Source organism: Microbacterium aurugineum, assembly GCF_023101205.1.
In the GTDB taxonomy this organism is placed as follows: Bacteria; Actinomycetota; Actinomycetes; order Actinomycetales; family Microbacteriaceae; genus Microbacterium; species Microbacterium aurugineum.
Window position 1 is genome coordinate 1,661,435 of record NZ_CP078078.1, and the last position, 21,261, is coordinate 1,682,695.

The following is a 21,261-nucleotide window of genomic DNA, read 5'->3' on the forward strand; positions in this document are numbered from 1 at the left end:
GACTGATTCCGAACTGCACGTCGTCCCCCGGAGGAGAACATGACCAACCCGATCGCCGATCCCGGCCACGGACATTCGCCTGCCGCCTGGACCGCCGTCGTCATCATGCTGGTCGGCGTCGCCGCCGCCACTGTCGCGTTCTGCTTCGAGCAGCCGGTCCTCGTGATGATCTCGATCGCTCTCGTTCCCATCGGCGCGATCATGGGCTGGGTGCTGGCCAAGGCCGGCTATGGCGTGAAGGGTCCGAAGTACGCTCCGAAGGCGCACTAATGGTCCTCGCCGACCTGACGGCCGGCGCTGTCGCAGACGCTGAGCGTCGCGCCTCATCGCGCCCGTTGGCCGCCGTGGAGCGCGATGCGCTCGCGCGTCCCGCCGCGAAGGACGCGCTGGCGTTCCTCGCGCCGGCCGATCGTGTGAAGATCATCGCCGAGGTCAAGCGCGCGAGCCCCTCGCGCGGCGCTCTCGCGGAGATCCCCGACCCGGCGCTCCAGGCATCTCTCTACGAAGAGGGAGGCGCCTCGGCGATCAGCGTGCTGACCGAGGAACGTCGATTCGGGGGGAGCCTCGCCGACCTCGAGGCGGTCACCGCCAGGGTCTCGCTGCCGGTGCTGCGCAAGGACTTCATCGCCACCCGCTACCAGGTCCTCGAGGCCCGTGCCGCGGGCGCCGATCTCGTCCTCCTCATCGTCGCCGGTCTCGACGCCGAAGTGCTTCGCGACCTCTTCGGGTTCATCACCGAACTCGGCATGACCCCCCTCGTCGAGACGCATTCGGCCGAGGAGCTCGAAGCCGCCATCGACCTCGGTTCTCCGCTGATCGGTGTGAACGCGCGTGATCTGAAGACACTCGAACTCGACCGCGACCTGTTCGGTCGCCTGGTGGATCGGATCCCGGACACCGCGGTGAAGATCGCGGAGTCCGCAGTGCTCACCCCCGAAGACGTCGCGCACTACCGCTCCGCCGGCGCCGACGTCGTCCTGATCGGCGAGGCTCTCGTCACCGGCGACCCCGTCGCCACTCTCACGCGTTTCCTGGAGGCATGATGAGCCTGCGCGACCAGCACGGTCCCTTCTTCGGCGAATTCGGCGGGCGCTACATGCCCGAGTCGCTCATCGCCGCGATCGACGAGTTGACCGTGGCGTACGAGGCGGCGATCATCGACCCGGATTTCCGGGCTGAGCTCGCGCACCTGCTGAGCTCGTACGCCGGGAGGCCGTCCGCGATCACCGAGGTGCCGCGGTTCGCCGAGCACGCCGGTGGGGCACGCGTCTTCCTCAAGCGGGAAGACCTCAACCACACGGGTTCGCACAAGATCAACAACGTCCTCGGACAGGCGCTGCTGACCAAGCGGCTCGGCAAGACCCGTGTGATCGCCGAGACGGGCGCTGGACAGCACGGCGTCGCGACCGCCACCGCTGCGGCGCTGTTCGGCTTGGACTGCACGATCTACATGGGTGAGGTCGACACCGAGCGTCAAGCGCTCAACGTGGCCCGCATGCGCCTGCTCGGTGCGGAGGTCGTTCCGGTGACGTCCGGTTCCCGCACGCTCAAGGACGCGATCAACGATGCCTACCGCGACTGGGTGGCGTCGGTCGAGACCACCAACTACATCTTCGGCACCGCCGCAGGACCGCACCCCTTCCCGGCGATGGTCCGCGACTTCCAGAAGATCATCGGCGAGGAGGCGCGTGCGCAACTCCTCGACGAGGTCGGACGGCTCCCCGATGCGGTCCTCGCGTGCGTGGGCGGCGGGTCGAATGCGATCGGCATGTTCGATGCGTTCCTCGACGATGAGGGCGTCGCCCTCTACGGCGTGGAGGCGGCGGGCGATGGCGTCGACACCGAGAAGCACGCGGCATCGATCGAGCGTGGGCGGCCCGGTGTGCTGCACGGCGCCAAGACCTACGTGCTCCAGGATGAGGACGGCCAGACCATCGAGTCGCACTCGATCTCCGCAGGGCTCGACTATCCCGGTGTCGGCCCGGAGCACGCCTGGCTCGCGGACATCGGCCGCGCCGAGTACATCCCGGCGACCGACGACGAAGCCATGCAGGCTCTGCGTCTGCTGAGTCGGACGGAGGGGATCATCCCCGCCATCGAATCGGCTCATGCCCTCGCCGGTGCGCTGCGCGTCGGGCGCGAGCTCGGTCCCGACGGACTCATCGCCGTGTGTCTCTCGGGTCGTGGCGACAAGGACATGGACACCGCAGCCCGCTACTTCGAGCTCTACGACCAGGCCGCTCTGGCCCACGAAGTCGCGGAGGAGAGCGCCGAGGAAGAGCTCGCATCGAAGGGGGAGCCCCAGCTATGAGCCGAGTCGAACAGGCGATCCAGCGCGCCCAGGACGCCGGCCGCAGCGCGTTCGTCGGCTACCTGCCCGTCGGATTCCCCGACCTCGAGACGAGCATCCAGGCGGCCATCGCCCTCGCCGAGAACGGCGTCGACATCATCGAGCTGGGGCCGCCGTACAGCGACCCGGTGATGGACGGCGCGATCATCCAGGAGGCGACCACCACGGCTCTGGCTGCGGGCTTCCGGATGGCCGACCTCTTCACGGCGATCCGCGCCATCACGGCTGCGACCGATGTGCCGGTCCTCGTCATGACGTACTGGAACCCGGTCATGCAGTACGGCGTCGACCGGTATGCGGATGACCTGCTCGCCGCGGGCGGCGCCGGACTCATCACGCCCGACATCACGCCCGATGCCGCGGGGGAGTGGATCGCCGCGAGCGAGCGGACGGGCCTCGACCGCGTGTTCCTGGCTGCGCCCACCTCCTCCGACGAGCGGCTCGACCTCGTCGTGAAGTCGTCCACCGGGTTCGTGTACACCGTCTCGACGATGGGTATCACGGGCGAACGCGCCGAACTCGACCGCGCCGCACGCACCCTCGTCGGACGCCTGCGCGCGCACGGCGCCCGACGCGCGTGCGTGGGCATCGGCATCTCCACGGCCGAGCAGATCGCCGGGGTGTCGGAGTACGCCGACGGTGCCATCGTCGGCACAGCCCTCGTCCGTGCCCTGCGTGACGGCGGCGTCCCCGCCCTCGCCGAGGTCACCCGCAACCTGGCAGCCGGCACCTCGTCGGCGCGCCCCGATCACGAGAACTAGAATCGCACTCATGTCACTCGCGCTCCACAGCACCTTCACCGGTGTGCTCGCCAGCATCCCGAGCCCCCCGGTGTCCTACTTCGACCTCGGGCCCATACGGATCCACTTCTATGCGCTGTGCATCATCGCGGGCATCATCGCCGCGACGCTGCTGACCAACCACCGTCTCACCAAGCGCGGTGCGGAGCCGTGGGTCGTGATCGACATCTCGATCCTGGCGGTGCCCCTGGCGATCATCGGCGCCCGGATCTTCCACGTACTCACCCACCCGAACGACTACTTCGGCGAGGGCATCAACACCTGGAACCCCTTCCAACCGGGCTCGGTGTGGGCCATCTGGGAGGGTGGTATCGCGATCTTCGGTGCGCTCATCGGTGGCGCGATCGGTGCGTATCTCGGCTGCCGCTGGACCGGCATCCGGTTCTGGACGTTCGCCGACGCTCTGGCCCCAGGGCTGCTGCTGGCGCAGGCCATGGGACGCTTCGGCAACTGGTTCAACCACGAACTCTTCGGCCTCCCCACCGACCTGCCGTGGGGGCTGGAGATCGAGTCCACGAACTCCGCGTTCCCTCCCGGTCTTCCCGAGGGCACGCTGTTCCACCCGACCTTCCTCTACGAGGTGCTGTGGAACGGGCTGGGCGTCATCGTCCTGCTCTGGCTCGGTCGCAAGCTCTTCTTCCAGTGGGGTCGCCTGTTCGCGATGTACCTCATCTGGTACAGCGCGGGACGCATCGTCTGGGAGTCGATCCGCATCGACCCGAGCGAGATCATCCTGGGGCTGCGCAGCAACGTCCTCGCGGCCATCATCGGCGTCCTCGTGGGTCTCGCGATCCTCATCGTGCAGACGCGTCGCCACCCCGGTCTCGAGCCCTCGCCGTATCAGCCGGGCCGCGAACGGACCGACGCGGACGCTGATGTACAATCGCAGAACAATCCCTCTGACTTCGTAGACGTGAGCGAGCCTCCGACCGAAGAAGTCACCGCAGGAGCCACCGCCACAAGCACTGCTCCCACGAGCGAGGACGGCTCTCGATAACGCCGCCTCGTGGCGGGAGAACCATTGCACTGAACGAGCGGGCCGACGTCGTCCCCGGGTTTCACTCGACGATCTGAGGACGGTAACTGGTGTACTTCCAGCCCCCTTACGGCGCCTCCGGCGCATACCCCCCGAAGCAGGGCATGTACAACCCGGCGTTCGAGAAGGACGCCTGCGGCCTGGCCATGGTCGCCACGCTGCGCGGCGAAGCCGGGCACGACATCATCGCGTTGGCCCTTCAGGCTCTTCGCAATCTGGAGCACCGTGGTGCCATCGGTTCCGACGCCGGAACCGGAGACGGTGCGGGCATCCTGACGCAGATGCCCGATGCGTTCCTCCGCGCTGTGGTCGGCTTCGAGCTGCCGCCGGTGGGCGAGTACGCCGCGGGGCTGGCGTTCCTGCCTCGCGATTCGAGCGAGCGTCGTCAGCAGAAGGCCGGGATCGAGAAGATCGCCCGCTCCGAAGGACTCCGTGTCCTCGGATGGCGCGATGTCCCTACCGCCAACGAGAACCTCGGCAAGCTCGCCGATGAGGCGCGTCCCGCCTTCGAGCAGCTCTTCGTGAGCGCCGGGGGAGCGACCCACGCCGATGCGCCGCTCACGGGCATCGCCCTCGACCGTGTCGCCTACCGCCTGCGCAAGCGTGCAGGTCACGAACTCGGTGCGTACTTCGTCTCGCTCTCGGCCCGCACGCTCGGCTACAAGGGCATGGTCACGACGCTGCAGCTCGAACCGTTCTACCCCGACCTGCAGGACGAGCGTTTCGCGTCCGAGCTCGCGGTGGTGCATTCCCGGTACTCCACGAACACCTTCCCGTCATGGCCGCTCGCGCAGCCGCTGCGGATGCTCGCGCACAACGGTGAGATCAACACCGTCGGCGGGAACCGCAACTGGATGCGTGCGCGCCAGTCGCAGCTGGAATCGGAGTTGCTCGGCGACATCGATCCGTTGCTGCCGATCTGCACCGACGGCGCGAGCGACTCCGCCTCTTTCGACGAGGTGCTCGAGCTGCTCACACTCACCGGACGGAGCCTGCCGCACGCCATCATGATGATGGTTCCGGAGGCTTATGAGAAGCAGACCGACATCTCGCCGGAGCTGCGTTCGTTCTACGAGTACCACTCGAACCAGATGGAGCCGTGGGACGGTCCCGCTGCCCTCATCTTCACCGACGGCACGCTCGTCGGCGCCACACTCGACCGCAACGGTCTCCGCCCGGGACGGTGGACGGAGACGACCGACGGTCTGGTCGTGATCGGCTCCGAGACCGGTGTGCTGCAGTTCGAGCCGGAGCGCATCAAGCGTCGCGGCCGACTGCAGCCCGGAAAGATGTTCCTCGTCGACACGGCACAGCGTCGCATCGTCGAGGACAGCGAGATCAAGCGCGACCTCGCCACCATGCACCCGTGGCAGGAGTGGCTGGATGCCGGCGCCGTGCGTCTCGCCGAGCTGCCGGAGCGCGAGCACATCGTGCACCCTCCGGCCTCGATCACCCGCCGTCAGCGGACCTTCGGATACACCGAGGAAGAAGTCCGCATCCTGCTCACCCCGATGGGTCAGACCGGCGTCGAGCCCCTCGGTGCCATGGGCTCCGACACGCCTATCGCGGTGCTCAGCAAGCGTCCGCGACTGCTCTTCGACTACTTCACGCAGCAGTTCGCACAGGTGACGAACCCGCCGCTCGACTCGATCCGTGAAGAGGTCGTCACGAGTCTCAAGCTGGGTCTCGGGCCCGAGAGCAATCTGCTCTCCTGGGGGCCGGAGCACACCCGCACCGTGTCGCTCGATTTCCCCGTGATCGACAACGACGAGCTCGCGAAGATCCGTCACATCGACAAGGCGATGCCCGGCCGGTCGAGTGTGACCATTCGCGGCCTCTACCACTTCGATGCGGGTCCCCAGACCCTGCAGGACCGTCTCACGGAGATGTGCGCGGAGGTTGACGAGGCGATCGAGAACGGCGCCGAGTTCATCATCCTGTCGGACCGCGACTCGAACAAGGACCTCACCCCGATCCCGTCCCTGCTGATGGTGTCGGCGATCCACCACCACCTCATCCGGCGTGAGAACCGCATGAAGGTCGGGCTCATCGTCGAGGCCGGTGACGTGCGTGAAGTGCACCACGTCGCCACGCTGATCGGTTACGGCGCATCTGCGGTGAACCCGTATCTCGCGATGGAGACGGTCGAGCACCTCGTACGCACCGGCTACATCAACGGCATCACGCCCGAGAAGGCGGTCAAGAACCTGATCTACGCCCTCGGCAAGGGCGTGCTCAAGATCATGTCGAAGATGGGCATCTCTACCGTGTCGTCCTACGCGGGCGCTCAGGTGTTCGAGGCCGTCGGCCTCAGCCAGGAGTTCATCGACGCCTACTTCACGCGCACCGAGTCCAAGCTCGGCGGCGTCGGCATCGAGGAGATCTTCGCCGAGAACCAGGCGCGTCACGACTACGCCTACCCGGAGGACGCAGCGGCGCGTGCGCACGAGCGTCTGTGGACCGGTGGCGAGTACCAGTGGCGCCGTGACGGCTCTCCGCACCTGTTCAACCCGGAGACGGTGTTCAAGCTCCAGCACTCGACCCGTACGCGTCGCTACGACATCTTCCGGGAATACACGAAGCTCGTCGACGAGCAGGCGGCGGAGCTGAAGACGCTGCGCGGGCTGTTCACGCTGCGCACCGGCACCCGCAAGCCCGTCCCGCTGGACGAGGTCGAGCCGGTGTCCGCGATCGTCAAGAGGTTCTCGACGGGGGCGATGAGCTATGGCTCGATCTCCCGGGAGGCGCACGAGACGCTCGCGATCGCCATGAACAGGATCGGCGGGAAGTCGAACACCGGTGAAGGCGGCGAGGATCCGGATCGCCTGGTCGACCCGGAACGCCGCAGCGCGATCAAGCAGGTCGCCTCCGGACGTTTCGGTGTGACCAGCCTCTACCTCACCGAGGCGGACGACATCCAGATCAAGCTCGCTCAGGGGGCCAAGCCCGGCGAGGGAGGACAGCTGCCGCCGACCAAGGTCTACCCCTGGGTCGCCCGCACCCGTCACGCAACGGCCGGTGTCGGTCTCATCTCGCCACCGCCGCACCATGACATCTACTCGATCGAAGACCTCAAGCAGCTGATCTTCGACCTGAAGCGGGCGAATCCCGAGGCGCGTATCCACACCAAGCTGGTGAGCCAGTCGGGCATCGGTGCGGTGTCTGCGGGTGTCGCCAAGGCTTTGAGCGACGTGATCCTCGTCTCCGGCCACGACGGTGGAACAGGAGCGAGCCCGTTGAACTCGCTCAAGCACGCCGGCACGCCGTGGGAGCTCGGTCTCGCCGAGACCCAGCAGACGCTCATGCTCAACGGCATGCGGGACCGTGTCGTCGTGCAGGTCGACGGTCAGCTCAAGACCGGTCGTGACGTGATCATCGGTGCGCTGCTGGGAGCGGAGGAGTTCGGTTTCGCGACGGCGCCCCTCGTGGTCAGCGGCTGCATCATGATGCGGGTCTGTCACCTCGACACCTGCCCGGTCGGCGTCGCGACCCAGAACCCGGTGCTGCGCGAGCGCTTCACGGGAAAGCCGGAGTTCGTCGTGAACTTCATGGAGTTCATCGCTGAAGAGGTGCGCGAACTCCTCGCTGAGCTGGGATACCGCTCTCTCGACGAGGTGATCGGGCGCGCTGATCTCATCGAGGTGAACGCCGCCGTGGAGCACTGGAAGGCAGAGGGTCTCGACCTGACGCCCGTGCTCGAAGGCCCGGCCTTCCCGGCGGGCGAGCCGCGTCGCAGCGGCCGCGCGCAGGATCACGAACTCGAGAAGCACTTCGACGTGCAGCTCATCGACATCGCGAAGGGGGCGCTGCTCAACGGCGAACCCGTCGTGGCGGAGTTGCCCATCGCGAACACCGAGCGTGCCGTGGGGACGATGCTGGGGCACCAGGTCACGTCACGCCACGGCGCCGCGGGCCTCCCCGAGGGCACCATCGACGTCACACTGCACGGCACCGCGGGGCAGTCGCTCGGCGCGTTCCTGCCGCCGGGCATCGTTCTCCGACTCGAGGGCGACGCGAACGACTACGTCGGCAAGGGGCTGTCCGGTGGGGACATCACCATCCGCCCGCCGCGGGGGTCCGCCATCGCTCCGGAGGACAACGTGATCGCCGGAAACGTGATCGGCTATGGCGCGACGTCGGGGACGATGTTCATCTCCGGTGTCGTCGGCGAACGCTTCCTCGTCCGCAACTCGGGCGCGACCGCCGTCGTCGAGGGAGTGGGCGACCACGCGCTCGAGTACATGACGGGTGGTCTGGCCGTGATCCTCGGCTCGACCGGCCGCAACTTCGGCGCCGGTATGTCCGGGGGAGTGGCCTACGTGCACGCCCTCGACACCAGCAAGGTGAACGCGCAGTCGCTCGGAAGTGGAGAACTGCGGCTCGAACCACTTGATCGCGCAGATCTCGAGGTGCTGCGAAGCCTGTTGGTCGCGCACGCCGAGCGCACGGCCTCACCGCGGGCCTCCGCACTCCTCGAGAACTTCGATGACGTCGCCGCGGAGTTCGTGAAGGTGCTTCCTCGCGACTTCGCCGCGGTGCGGAGCATGCGCGAAGAGGCACTGGCCGAGGGGATCGACCCCGACGGCGACATCGTTTGGAACCGCATCCTGGAGGTGACCGGTGGCTGACCCCAAAGGCTTTCTGAAGGTGACCGAGCGGGAACTTCCCGCACGACGTCCGGTGCCTGTGCGCATCATGGACTGGAAAGAGGTCTACGAGCCGGGCGACAAGCAGGTCCTGCGTCGTCAAGCCGGACGCTGCATGGACTGCGGCGTGCCGTTCTGTCATCAGGGATGCCCGCTCGGCAACCTGATCCCCGAGTGGAACGACCTCACCTGGCGCGGTGAGGGCCGCGCGGCGATCGAGCGCCTGCACGCCACCAACAACTTCCCGGAGTTCACGGGGCGGCTGTGCCCCGCGCCCTGCGAGAGCTCGTGCGTGCTCGGCATCAACCAGCCGGCGGTCACGATCAAGCAGATCGAGGTCTCGATCATCGATGAGGCCTTCGCCAAGGGGTGGGTCGAGCCGGAGCCGCCCGAGCGCCTCACGGGAAAGACGGTCGCCGTCGTCGGATCGGGCCCCGCGGGTCTCGCTGCCGCCCAGCAGCTCACCCGAGCCGGGCACACGGTCGCGGTCTTCGAACGGGACGACCGCATCGGCGGCCTGCTGCGCTACGGCATCCCGGACTTCAAGATGGAGAAGACGCAGCTCGAATCGCGCCTTCGCCAGATGCAGGAGGAAGGCACGCGTTTCCGTGCCGGCGTGGAGATCGGCAAGGACATCTCCTGGCCCGACCTGCGTGCCCGCTACGACGCCGTCGTCATCGCGACGGGGTCCACGGTTCCGCGTGACCTCGCCATCCCCGGCCGTGATCTCGACGGCGTGCACTTCGCCATGGAGTACCTCGTCGAGTCCAACCACGCGGTCGCGGGCGACAAGGTCACCGACCAGATCAGCGCGGAGGGCAAGCACGTCATCGTCATCGGCGGTGGAGACACCGGCGCGGACTGCATCGGCACCGCGCACCGTCAGGGAGCTCTCAGCGTCACCAACCTGGCGATCGGCATGCAGCCGGGCGACGTCCGTCCGGACCACCAGCCGTGGCCGATGATGCCGACGATCTTCGAGGTGTCCTCTGCGCACGAGGAGGGTGGAGAGCGGGTGTACCTCGCGTCCACCGTCGAGTTCCTCGGCAACGACGTCGGTGAGGTGCGTGCGCTGCGCGTGGCCGAGACCGAGTACGTCGACGGCCGCCGCGTCCCCAAGAGCGGCACAGAGCGAGAGATCCCCGCGGACCTCGTCCTGATCGCGATGGGCTTCACCGGACCCGAGCAGGAGGGGTACACCGAAGACACGCTTCCGCAGGTTACCGACCGCGGCGCCTTCCGCCGCGACTCGTCGTACGAGTCGACGGTTCCCGGAGTGTTCGTCGCCGGAGACGCCGGTCGCGGTCAGTCGCTCATCGTGTGGGCCATCGCCGAGGGTCGCGCAGCTGCCGCGAACGTCGATCGCTTCCTGATGGGCACCACCGTGCTTCCCGAGCCGGTGCGACCGAGTGATGTCGCGATCGGTCTCCAGCCCGCGTAGGCTGAGGCCGGCACCGTCGCCTGATTTACATCCCCCATTTCTACCCTGGAGTATCTGTTGAGACGCGCGAAAATCGTCGCCACCTTGGGCCCCGCAACTTCCACGTATGAGACGGTGCGCGCACTGATCGATGCGGGGGTGGACGTCGCGCGACTGAACCTCAGCCACGGCGACTACTCGGTTCATGAGAACAACTACGCGAACGTGCGTCGTGCCGCAGAGGATGCCGGCCGGGCCGTCGCGATCCTCGTCGACCTGCAGGGGCCGAAGATCCGCCTCGGCAAGTTCGAGGACGGGCCGTACGAGCTCGCCAAGGGCGACATCTTCAAGATCACGACCGAAGACATCATCGGCAACAAGGAGATCTGCGGAACGACCTTCAAGGGCCTCCCGCAGGACGTCAAGCCGGGCGACTTCCTGCTGATCGACGACGGCAAGGTCCGCGTCGAGGTCGTCGAGACCGACGGCGTCACGGTGACCACCAAGGTCATCGTCGCCGGCGCCGTCTCCAACAACAAGGGCATCAACCTCCCCGGTGTCGCCGTCAACGTCCCCGCTCTCAGCGAGAAGGACGAAGACGACCTGCGTTGGGGACTGCGCATCGGCGCCGATCTGATCGCGCTGTCGTTCGTGCGCAATGCCGCCGATGTGACCCGCGTTCACGAGATCATGGCGGAAGAGGGCGTCAAGGTTCCCGTCATCGCCAAGGTCGAGAAGCCGCAGGCCGTCGATGCGCTGGAAGAGATCGTCGACGCGTTCGATGCGATCATGGTCGCCCGTGGTGACCTGGGCGTCGAGCTTCCGCTCGAGGCCGTGCCGATCGTGCAGAAGCGCGCCGTCGAGATCGCTCGCCGGATGGCCAAGCCGGTGATCGTCGCGACGCAGATGCTCGAGTCGATGATCAGCAGCCCGGTTCCCACGCGTGCCGAGACCTCGGACGTCGCGAACGCCGTCCTCGACGGTGCGGATGCCGTCATGCTCTCCGGTGAGACCAGTGTCGGCGACTACCCGGTCGTGGTCGTCGAGACCATGGCACGGATCATCGCCTCCACGGAAGAGCACGGCTTGGAGCGCATCCTGCCGCTGACGACCAAGCCCCGCACGCAGGGAGGCGCGATCACGCTCGCCGCTCTCGAGGTGGCGGAGTTCGTCGAGGCGAAGTTCCTCTGCGTGTTCACGCAGTCCGGGGATTCCGCGCGTCGTCTGTCGCGTCTGCGTTCGCGCATCCCGATGATCGCGTTCACCCCGGAGCCGGGAATCCGTCGCCGCATGGCTCTGACCTGGGGCATCCGCTCCACCCTGGTCGACATGGTCCAGCACACCGACCTGATGTATCACCAGGTGGACGAGTATCTGCTCGGCAACGGTCTCGCACAGGAGGGGGACAAGGTCGTCGTGATCTCCGGTTCCCCTCCCGGAATCGTCGGATCGACCAACGACCTGCGCGTGCACAAGGTGGGCGATGCGATCCGCGGCGCGGCACCGATCTACAAGGCCGGCGTCTGACATCGCGCATTGAGGGGGCGGAGCTTCGGCTCCGCCCCCTCGATGCGCGATCCGGTAGTTTTCCCTCATGGGTCCGCATCGTCTTCTGAGGAGCACGTCATCGGCGCGCTGAGGAAGGCGGGGTGGTGGTGCGCGGACTACGCGTACGCGGGGTTCTGGCAGCTGCGCGCGATGTTCGACCGCACGGATCCTGCGTCGTTCACCTCCGGGAGCGGTGCACGGATCGTCGTCCTTCCCGGCGTCTACGAGACGTGGAAGTTCATGCAGCCGCTCGTCGCGGCGATGCATGAGCGAGGCCATCCGGTCCAGGTCGTCGACACCCTCCATCGCAATCGACGTCCGGTGGTGGAGATGGCGCAGAGCGTCGGGGACTTCCTGGAGCGCCATGACCTCACGGATGTGATCCTGGTCGCCCACAGCAAGGGCGGGCTCGCGGGCAAGCTGGTCATGACGGGACCGGCGGCCGGCCGTGTGCGCTCGATGCTGGCGATCGCGACACCGTTCGGCGGTTCGAGCTATGCCCGTTTGATGCTCTCGCGGACGCTGCGGGAGTTCGCCCCCGATGACCCGGGAATCGTGAGCCTCACACAGAGACGGTCGGTGAACGATCGGATCGTCTCGATCTACGCGGAATTCGACCCGCACATCCCGGAGGGCAGCGAACTCGTCGGTGCCAAGAACGTCCGCCTCGACACCGGGGGGCATTTCCGGATCCTCGCGCATCCCCGGGTGCTCGCCGAGCTGGCTGTCCTCGCCGAGGAGCCCTGAGGACTCTCTTCATCAAACGGTGCCGGCGGTGGGACTCGAACCCACACGCCCTTTCGGACAAAGCATTTTGAGTGCTCCGCGTCTGCCATTCCGCCACGCCGGCTCGTGTGTCGCGTCTACGACTTTAGCGCAGCACGAGAGCCGGATTCTCCGCGCCGACCGCCTGGGGCCTGCGAACAGGGGCTCTCCACTAGGATGGTTGTGTGACAGAGCAAGAAGAGCAGGCTGAGCAGCCCACGTCATCCGCACCCCGACGCGTCGTCGTCGCTGAAGACGAGTCGCTGATCCGTCTCGACATCGTCGAGATCCTTCGCGACAACGGCTTCGATGTCGTGGGCGAGGCGGGGGATGGAGAGACCGCGGTCGCTCTGGCGACCGAGCTCCGACCGGACCTCGTCATCATGGACGTCAAGATGCCACAGCTCGACGGCATCAGCGCTGCGGAGAAGCTGCACAAGGGCAACATCGCGCCGGTCGTCCTGCTCACGGCGTTCAGCCAGAAGGAGCTCGTCGAGCGAGCGAGCGAGGCCGGTGCTCTCGCGTACGTCGTGAAGCCGTTCACTCCGAACGACCTTCTGCCCGCGATCGAGATCGCGCTGGCTCGCCACGAGCAGATCATCACCCTCGAGGCCGAGGTCGCCGACATGGTCGAGCGCTTCGAGACCCGCAAGCTCGTCGACCGGGCCAAGGGTCTGCTCAACGAGAAGATGGGCCTGAGCGAACCTGAGGCGTTCCGCTGGATCCAGAAGGCGTCGATGGACCGCCGTCTGACGATGCAGGACGTCGCCAAGGCGATCATCGAGCAGCTCGCCCCCAAGAAGTAGCGGTGAGCGCCGGCACGATCCGGCTCGATACCGAGCACATCCTGCGGCCGGTGAGGCGGGGGGATGGGGTTGCGCTCGCCCGCGCGTATGTCGCGAATCGCGAACATCTCGCGCCGTGGGAGCCGACGCGCTCGGAGGCGTTCTTCACCGTCGCCGCGCAGGAGCAGCACGCCCAGCTCTGCGTGGAAGACGCGGACGCCGGGCGGAGTCTCCGCTTCGTCATCGAATCCGATGACGGGGAGATCCGCGGTCGGATGAACATCAACAACATCGTCCGGGGGGCGTTCTGGAGCGCTGACCTCGGCTACTGGGTCGATGCCACGCGGCTGCGCCGCGGCCTCGCGAGCCGCGCGGTCGCTCAGCTCATCGAGTATTCACGGACGCAGCTCCGCCTTCACCGGCTCCAGGCCGCCACCCTGCTGCACAACCTCGGTTCCCAACGCGTGCTGGTCGGCAACGGCTTCGAGCGTATCGGCATGGCGCCGAAGTACCTCCGCATCGCGGGGGAGTGGCAGGACCATCTGCTGTTCCAGCGACTGCTCGAGGAACCGCTCAGTTCGCGGCGGGAAGGTCCTTGATCATGTTGGTGATGCGGATCGTGGAGCAGCGGCGTCCCTGATCGTCGGTCACCACGATCTCGTGCACGGTGATGCTCCGTCCCAGGTGCACCGGTGTGCACACACCGGTGACGACGCCTGACGTGGCCGATCGGGTGTGCGTCGCGTTGATGTCGACGCCGACGGCGAGACGGCCGGTACCGGCGTGCAGGTTCGCCGCCATCGAACCGAGCGATTCGCCGAGCACCACGTACGCGCCTCCGTGCATGAGGCCGACCGGCTGGGTGTTGCCTTCGACAGGCATCGTCGCGACACAACGGTCGATGCCGAACTCGACGAACTCCATGCCCATCTTCTCGGCCAGGGCGCCCATTCCGCGGGCCGTGGCCCAGTCGAGTCCCTCGCTCGTCGCGACGTCGCTCATGCATCCTCCTCAGCGGGTGTCTGTCGTCCTCGTTAGGCTGACAGGGTGACGGACTCCGCAAAGCCTACCCTCATGGTCGTCGACGGCCACTCGCTCGCCTACCGCGCTTTCTTCGCGCTCCCGGTCGACAATTTCACGACCAAGGACAATCAGCACACCAACGGCATCTACGGCTTCCTCTCGATGCTGGTGAACCTCATCAAAGCCGAGCAGCCGACGCACTTGGCGATCGCCTTCGACACCTCGCGTCACTCGTTCCGCACGGAGGAGTACTCCGAGTACAAGGCCACGCGTTCCGAGTCGCCGCAGGAGTTCAAGGGTCAGATCCCGCTTCTGCAGGACTGCCTCGCCGCCATGTCGATCCCTGTCCTGACGAAGGAGGGGATCGAGGCCGACGACATCCTCGCGACGCTCGCTTCACAGGGCGCCGAGCAGGGCTTCGACGTGCTCGTCGTCTCCGGAGACCGTGACACCATCCAGCTCGTGAACGACGACGTCACCCTGCTCTACCCGTCGGTGCAGGGCGTCTCGCAGCTGAAGCGCTATGACCCGACGACGGTGCAGGAGCGCTACGGTGTGCGTCCCGAGCAGTACCCCGACATCGCGGCCCTGGTCGGCGAGACCAGCGACAACCTGCCCGGTGTTCCGAAGGTCGGGGAGAAGACGGCGGTCAAGTGGCTCACGCAGTTCGGATCGCTCGATGAGCTGATCGCCCGTGCCGACGAGATCAAGGGAGTGGTCGGCGGCAACCTCCGCGACCACATCGACGATGTCCGACGCAACCGCAAGCTCAACCGTCTCCTCACCGATGTCGAGCTCCCGGTCGGGCCCTCCGACCTGGCCGTGGCACCGATCGATGCGCAGGCCGTGCGCGACATCTTCGCCCGGCTCGAGTTCCGCACCCTGCTACCGCGGGTGTTCGAGGCCGTCGGAGCCGGTGAGGTCGCCGATGACCCGGCGTCGGTCGTCGTGGTGCCCGCACCGGTCGAGACGTCACCGGCGGAGCTGGCGGCCTGGGCTGTCGCGCAGCACGGCGATGTCTCCCTGCGGATCATGACGCAGGGAGGTTCCCCCACACGGATCGGCGCCGCGACTCTCACCGACCTCCGCGAGTCGGATTGGACGGAGAGCGCCGCAGAGGCTCTGCGCGAATGGATCGAGTCCGACGCGCCGAAGGTGCTGCACGATGCGAAGCCGCAGGTGAAGGCCCTGATCCGTCAGGGAATCCGCCTCCGCGGTCTCGCCTACGACACGAGCCTGGCCGGCTGGCTCCTGCGGCCGAGCTTCCCCGACAAGACCCTGTCCGACCTGGTCGAGCGCTACCTCGGCGAGAAGCTGCCCGAGGCCGACCCGTCCCAGCTGGTGCCCGAGACCGAGGGAGCCACACCGTCGCAGGAGGCATGGTTCGCGTTGCGCGTCGCCGATGCGCTGCGTGAAGACATCCCCGAGTCGGTCGCCGCTGTCCTGGTCGACATCGAACTGCCGACCCTGCTCACACTCGCCGACATGGAGGTCGCGGGCGTCGCGGTCTCGCACGAGGTGCTCTCCACGTTCTCCGGCGAGCTCGCCGCTCGCGCCGAGGGACTCGCGCAGGAGGCGTTCTCGGTCGTCGGTCGTGAATTCAATCTCGGTTCGCCCAAGCAGCTGCAGGAGGTCTTGTTCGAAGACCTGCAGTTGCCGAAGACCCGCAAGACCAAGACCGGCTACTCCACCGACGCCGCGGTACTCGCCGACCTGCAGGAGAGCAACCCGCACCCGTTCCTCAGCCTGTTGCTGCAGCACCGTGAGGCCACCAAGCTCCGGCAGATCATCGAGTCCCTCGACACGGCGATCGGCGACGACCACCGCGTGCACACGACGTATGTGCAGACGGGGAGCCAGACCGGGCGACTGTCCAGTACCGATCCCAATCTGCAGAACATCCCGGTGCGTACGGAGGAATCGCGCCGCATCCGGAGCGCGTTCGAAGTCGGCGAGGGGTACGACGCTCTCTTGACGGCCGACTATTCGCAGATCGAGATGCGCATCATGGCCCATCTGTCCGGCGACGAGGGGCTGATCGAGGCCTTCAACAGTGGCGAGGACCTGCACCGGTTCGTCGGCGCCCGCGTGTTCGGGGTCGAGCCCAGCGAGGTGTCTCCGGCGATGCGCACGAAGGTGAAGGCGATGTCCTACGGCCTCGTCTACGGACTCTCGGCGTTCGGGCTCTCGAAGCAGCTGCGCATCGAGCAGTCCGAGGCCAAGCAGCTGATGGTGGAGTACTTCGCGCGATTCGGCGCGGTGCGCGACTATCTGCGCGCCTCGGTCATGAAGGCGAAAGAGGTCGGCTACACCGAGACGATCTTCGGGCGCCGTCGGCCGTTCCCCGACCTCGCGAGCCCGAACCGGGTGTTGCGCGAGAACGCCGAGCGCGCTGCCCTCAACGCGCCGATCCAGGGGAGCGCCGCCGACATCATGAAGATCGCGCTGCTCCACATCCACGACGATCTCCGCTCCCAGCAGCTGTCCTCGCGCGTGCTGCTCCAGATCCATGACGAACTCGTCGTCGAGGTCGCCCCGGGGGAGTGGGACGCGACGGAGCAGATCGTTCGCGCTCGAATGGGGGATGCCGCACAGTTGTCGGTGCCGCTCGATGTTCAGGTCGGGCGCGGCCGTGACTGGAACGAAGCCGCGCACTGACCTCCGCCACGGGAGGGGCCGGGGCTAGGCTGGCAGTTATGACTTCAGCTCCCCGCACCCCTTCCGCCATCGACGCCGTCGCCGATGAATGGGTCGACACGATCGCGGTTCTGGCACCCACTCTCGGCACCTACATCGGGCGCGACGAGGTGAACGACCGCTTCGGCGACCTGAGCCCCGCCGGTCATGAGGAGATCGCTGCGGCGACGCGTGCGACGTTGGACAAGCTCTCCGCGCTCGAGCCCGTGGACGCGATCGACGAGGTGACGAAGACCGACCTCGGTGCCGAGCTCCGGCTCGACCTCGAGCTGCACGACGCGAAGTGGCACCTGCGCGATCTCAACGTGATCGCTTCTGCTGCACAGGATGTGCGCGCGGCGTTCGACCTGATGCCCACGGCGACGGTGCAGGACTGGGACGTGATCGCGACCCGCCTCGCCGCGGTGCCCGATGCCCTTCGCGGCTACGTCGAGACCCTCAGGACGGGTATCGCGGAGGGCATCGTGCCGGCGCGCAGGCAGGTGACCGAGGTGGCGACGCAGATCGATCGCTACACCGCCGATGACGGCTTCTTCGCTGCGTTCGTCGCGAACGCGGACCCCGAGGAGGGGCAGCTGCCCGCGTCTCTCGCCCGCACTCTCGCCGACAATTCGGCCTCGGCCCGTGTCGCCTACGACGAGCTGCGCCGTTTCCTCGCGGAGGAGCTCGCTCCTGCCGCAGGCGACGACGACGCAGTGGGGCGTGACCTCTATGCGCTCAACTCGCGTCGCTTCCTCGGGGCGACCATCGATCTCGACGAGACCTACGAGTGGGGGCGCGTGGAGCTCGCGCGTATGGTCGAGGAGCAGACCGCGATCGCGAACGAGATCCTCCCCGGTGCGTCCGTCGAGGAAGCGGTCGCCCACCTGGAAGCCGACCCCGCGCGCAAGCTCGTCGGCACCGACGCTCTCCAGAAGTGGATGCAGGAGACGAGCGACCGCGCGGTCGCTGAACTCGGCGTCTCGCATTTCGACATCCCCGAAGCCATTCGCACGCTCGAGTGCATGATCGCCCCCACGCAGGAGGGCGGCATCTACTACACCGGCCCGACCGACGACTTCTCACGCCCCGGTCGCATGTGGTGGTCCGTCCCCGAGGGCGTCACGGAGTTCGACACGTGGCGGGAGCTCACCACGGTCTTCCATGAGGGCGTCCCGGGTCACCATCTGCAGATCGCTCAGGCGGTGTACAACCGGGCCGAGCTCAATTCCTGGCGTCGGCTGCTCGCGGGAACCTCGGGTCATGCCGAGGGCTGGGCTCTGTACGCGGAGCGTCTGATGGAGCAGCTCGGCTACCTGGACGACCCCGCCGACCGGCTCGGCATGCTCGACGGACAGCGGATGCGGGCCGCCCGCGTCGTCCTCGACATCGGTGTGCACCTGGGCAAGCCGCGTCTCGACGGCACCGGAGTGTGGGACGCGGAGTACGCACTCGACTTCATGCGCCAGAACGTGAACATGTCGGATCAGTTCGTGCAGTTCGAGGTGAACCGCTACCTCGGCTGGCCGGGCCAGGCGCCGTCGTACAAGGTTGGTCAGCGCATCTGGGAGCAGGTGCGCGACGGAGTCCGTGCCGCCGAGGGAGATGCCTTCTCGTTCAAAGACTTCCACAAGAAGGCGCTCGACCTGGGCGGCGTCGGCCTCGACACGCTGCGCAGCGCTCTGCTCCCACGCTGACGGGAATGGGATCCGGTCCACGAGTGTTCATTCACCTGAATAGAGAGGGATGACGTGGGCATCGAATTCGGACTGGACACCTTCGGCGACATCACGAGGGACGCGGGCGGGAAGCTCCTGACCGGGGCGCAGACGATCCGCAACGTCGTGGAGCAGGCTGAGCTCGCAGACACGGTCGGGGTGGACTTCTTCGGGGTGGGGGAGCACCACCGCGAAGAGTTCGCGGTGTCCGCGCCGGAGATGGTGCTCGCCGCGATCGCTGCGCGCACCGAACACATCCGTCTCGGCACGGCGGTGACCGTGCTGTCGTCGGATGATCCGGTCCGCGTGTTCGAGCGCTTCTCGACGTTGGACGCACTCTCGAACGGCCGAGCCGAGGTCGTCCTCGGCCGCGGCTCCTTCATCGAGTCCTTTCCGCTCTTCGGCTACGACCTGCGGGACTACGACGCGCTGTTCGAGCAGAAGCTCGAGCTGTTCGTCGAACTCCTCAAGGAGGAGCCCGTGACATGGTCGGGCACCATGCGCGCCTCGCTGGAGAATGCGAACGTGTTCCCCAAGACCGAGAAGGGTCTTCGTACCTGGGTGGGGGTGGGTGGCAGCCCGGAGTCCGTCGTACGGGTCGCGCGCCATGGCCTGGGGCTGATGCTCGCGATCATCGGCGGGCCGGCGGCGCGGTTCAAGCCCTTCGTCGATCTGTACCACCGCTCTGTCGCGTCTTTCGGAACCACCTCGCATCCTGTCTCGGTGCATTCGCCCGGCCACATCGCCGAGACGGATGCGGAAGCCTGGGACGCCGCCTACTCCGGGTTCGAAGCGATGAACAACACCATCGGCCGGGAGCGCGGATGGCCGGCGTACAGTCGCGCGCGCTTCCAGAACGACGTCGGGCCGGAAGGCGCGATCTACGCGGGTTCACCGGACCGCGTCGCCGCGAAGATCGCAGACACGATCACGACCCTCGGGCTCGGGCGGTTCGACCTGAAGTACGCCACCGGCACCCTGTCGCACGAGTCGATGATGCGCAGCATCGAGCTGTACGGGACCGAAGTGATCCCGCGCGTGAAGCGGATCCTCGACGCGCAGGACTGACGACATCCCGCGCAGGACGTCGGGCGCTCGGCTCTACGATGAAGAATATGGCCAACTCTGCCCTGCCGGGCCGCTCATCGCTGGCTGAGCGCCTGGACGTCCTGCCGTTCACACGTCGACACCTCCGCCTGCTGACAGGGTCCGGGGTCGGTTGGGCGCTGGACGCGATGGATGTCGGCCTGATCTCGTTCATCCTCGCGGCGCTCACGCAGCAGTGGGGGCTGACGAAAGGCGAGGCCGGCTGGATCGCCTCGGTCGGATTCATCGGCATGGCCGTCGGGGCCACACTCGGTGGGCTCCTCGCCGATCGTTTCGGCCGGCGGCAGGTCTTCGCCCTCACGCTGCTCGTGTACGGCATCGCGACCGGTGCCAGCGCCCTGGTCGGAGGACTGGTGGCGCTCCTGGTCCTGCGGTTCCTGGTGGGACTCGGCCTCGGCGCAGAGCTCCCGGTGGCGTCGACCTATGTGAGCGAGTTCGCACCCGCGCGGATCCGCGGCCGCCTGATCGTGGTGCTGGAGGCTTTCTGGGCGCTCGGATGGACCGCCGCCGCGGTGATCGGCTTCCTGGTCATCCCGGCTTCGGACGACGGCTGGCGCTGGGCGTTCGCGCTGGGCGCGATCCCCGCGGCGTACGCACTCTTCGTACGTTGGCGCATGCCGGAGTCACCTCGCTGGCTCGCCTCACGAGGACGCATCGCGGAGGCAGACCGCATCGTGTCGGCGTTCGAGACCGATGCCGGTGTGGAAGTCGCACCCGCGATCCGGAAGGAACCCGCCTCCCGTGCGATCGCGGTCACGGCGAGGGCGCGGCTGGCGACACTCTGGAACCCGGAGTTCCGGCTGCGCACTCTGTGCCTGTGGGTGGTGTGGCTGGGGGTGAACTTCGCCTACTACGGAGCGTTCATCTGGATCCCGAGCATCCTCGTCGATGCCGGGTTCGATCTGGTGCGTTCAATCGGTTTCACGTTGATCATCACGTTGGCGCAGCTTCCGGGCTATGCGGTCGCCGCGTGGTTGATCGAGGTGTGGGGGCGCCGTGTGACGCTGTCGGTGTTCCTTCTCGGCTCGGCGGTCTCCGCCGTGGTCTTCGGCACCGCGACGACAGAGGGTGCGATCATCGCGGCGGGCATGGCGCTGTCGTTCTTCAACCTCGGTGCGTGGGGTGCGCTCTACGCCGTGACGCCGGAGATCTATCCGACGTCGCTGCGGGGGACAGGAGCGGGCTGGGCTGCCGGAGTGGGCCGTATCGCGTCGATCGTGGCTCCTCTGTCCGTTCCCGTGCTGCTGGTCGCCGGGGGAGCGCCGCTGCTGTTCGCGGTCTTCGGGGCATGCTTCCTCGGAGCTGCCGCCGCCGCCTGGGGGCTCGTCGATCGGCGCGGGCGAGCGCTCGACGATCGCTGATCCCCGTTGTCGCCGACCCGCAATAG

Annotated in this window: 16 protein-coding genes and 1 tRNA gene; 15 read left to right on the plus strand and 2 right to left on the minus strand. The window is 67.2% G+C overall.

Going from position 1 to position 21,261, the window contains the following annotated elements; translation table 11 throughout:
* Positions 1-39 precede the first annotated feature (39 nt).
* The 9 genes from KV397_RS08085 (at position 40) to KV397_RS08125 (ending at position 12,547) form a co-directional block, all read left to right on the plus strand.
* The gene (locus KV397_RS08085; protein ID WP_047519551.1) at positions 40-270 is read left to right on the plus strand and encodes an HGxxPAAW family protein; all 231 of its coding nucleotides are present in this window, start codon (positions 40-42) and stop codon (positions 268-270) included.
* Positions 270-1,043, plus strand: coding sequence for an indole-3-glycerol phosphate synthase TrpC (gene trpC / locus KV397_RS08090; RefSeq protein WP_047519553.1), 774 nt, complete (start codon positions 270-272; stop codon positions 1,041-1,043). Before KV397_RS08085 ends, trpC begins: the two co-directional genes overlap by 1 nt.
* Complete coding sequence (gene trpB / locus KV397_RS08095; protein WP_131491108.1) at positions 1,043-2,311, plus strand: tryptophan synthase subunit beta; 1,269 nt, start codon at positions 1,043-1,045, stop codon at positions 2,309-2,311. The genes trpC and trpB overlap by 1 nt, the downstream gene beginning before the upstream one ends.
* A complete protein-coding gene (gene trpA, locus KV397_RS08100) occupies positions 2,308-3,111 on the plus strand; it encodes a tryptophan synthase subunit alpha (RefSeq protein ID WP_131491034.1) in 804 nt (267 codons plus the stop codon). Before trpB ends, trpA begins: the two co-directional genes overlap by 4 nt.
* 10 nt (positions 3,112-3,121) lie before the next feature.
* Positions 3,122-4,147 (plus strand): prolipoprotein diacylglyceryl transferase, encoded by a 1,026-nt coding sequence (gene lgt / locus KV397_RS08105; protein WP_047519559.1) that lies wholly within the window; start codon positions 3,122-3,124, stop codon positions 4,145-4,147.
* Between the two features lie 143 nt (positions 4,148-4,290).
* On the plus strand, positions 4,291-8,814 hold the full coding sequence (gene gltB, locus KV397_RS08110) for a glutamate synthase large subunit (protein WP_261812664.1): 4,524 nt from the start codon (positions 4,291-4,293) through the stop codon (positions 8,812-8,814).
* Positions 8,807-10,273, plus strand: coding sequence for a glutamate synthase subunit beta (locus KV397_RS08115; RefSeq protein WP_134353723.1), 1,467 nt, complete (start codon positions 8,807-8,809; stop codon positions 10,271-10,273). Before gltB ends, KV397_RS08115 begins: the two co-directional genes overlap by 8 nt.
* Positions 10,274-10,330: 57 nt before the next feature.
* The gene (gene pyk / locus KV397_RS08120) at positions 10,331-11,779 is read left to right on the plus strand and encodes a pyruvate kinase (protein WP_131491032.1); all 1,449 of its coding nucleotides are present in this window, start codon (positions 10,331-10,333) and stop codon (positions 11,777-11,779) included.
* A gap of 42 nt (positions 11,780-11,821) precedes the next feature.
* Positions 11,822-12,547: an esterase/lipase family protein gene (locus KV397_RS08125; RefSeq protein ID WP_153244126.1), complete on the plus strand. Its 726-nt coding sequence runs from the start codon at positions 11,822-11,824 to the stop codon at positions 12,545-12,547.
* Positions 12,548-12,567: 20 nt separating this feature from the next.
* Here the strand turns inward: KV397_RS08125 and KV397_RS08130 are convergent.
* A tRNA-Leu gene (locus tag KV397_RS08130) sits at positions 12,568-12,650 on the minus strand.
* A 100-nt stretch (positions 12,651-12,750) separates the two neighbouring features.
* Between KV397_RS08130 and KV397_RS08135 the strand changes: the two genes are divergently transcribed.
* On the plus strand, positions 12,751-13,371 hold the full coding sequence (locus KV397_RS08135; RefSeq protein WP_017830602.1) for an ANTAR domain-containing response regulator: 621 nt from the start codon (positions 12,751-12,753) through the stop codon (positions 13,369-13,371).
* 2 nt (positions 13,372-13,373) lie between these two features.
* Positions 13,374-13,949 (plus strand): GNAT family N-acetyltransferase, encoded by a 576-nt coding sequence (locus tag KV397_RS08140; protein WP_261812589.1) that lies wholly within the window; start codon positions 13,374-13,376, stop codon positions 13,947-13,949.
* Here the strand turns inward: KV397_RS08140 and KV397_RS08145 are convergent.
* Positions 13,924-14,352: a hotdog fold thioesterase gene (locus tag KV397_RS08145; protein WP_153244124.1), complete on the minus strand. Its 429-nt coding sequence runs from the start codon at positions 14,350-14,352 to the stop codon at positions 13,924-13,926. The two genes, KV397_RS08140 and KV397_RS08145, sit on opposite strands and share 26 nt — an antisense overlap.
* A 45-nt stretch (positions 14,353-14,397) precedes the next feature.
* Here KV397_RS08145 and polA point away from each other — a divergent pair, with 45 nt between their 5' ends.
* Genes polA through KV397_RS08165 form a run of 4 tightly spaced genes read left to right on the plus strand, consistent with a single transcriptional unit; the run spans position 14,398 to position 21,235 of the window.
* Positions 14,398-17,031, plus strand: a complete 2,634-nt coding sequence (polA, locus tag KV397_RS08150; RefSeq protein WP_261812590.1) for a DNA polymerase I — start codon at positions 14,398-14,400, stop codon at positions 17,029-17,031.
* A gap of 38 nt (positions 17,032-17,069) precedes the next feature.
* On the plus strand, positions 17,070-18,746 hold the full coding sequence (locus KV397_RS08155) for a DUF885 domain-containing protein (protein ID WP_261812591.1): 1,677 nt from the start codon (positions 17,070-17,072) through the stop codon (positions 18,744-18,746).
* A gap of 54 nt (positions 18,747-18,800) precedes the next feature.
* Entirely contained in the window at positions 18,801-19,835 is a 1,035-nt protein-coding gene (locus tag KV397_RS08160; protein WP_261812592.1) for an LLM class flavin-dependent oxidoreductase, read from the plus strand.
* Positions 19,836-19,882: 47 nt separating this feature from the next.
* A complete protein-coding gene (locus tag KV397_RS08165) occupies positions 19,883-21,235 on the plus strand; it encodes an MFS transporter (RefSeq protein WP_261812593.1) in 1,353 nt (450 codons plus the stop codon).
* Positions 21,236-21,261: the final 26 nt, after the last annotated feature.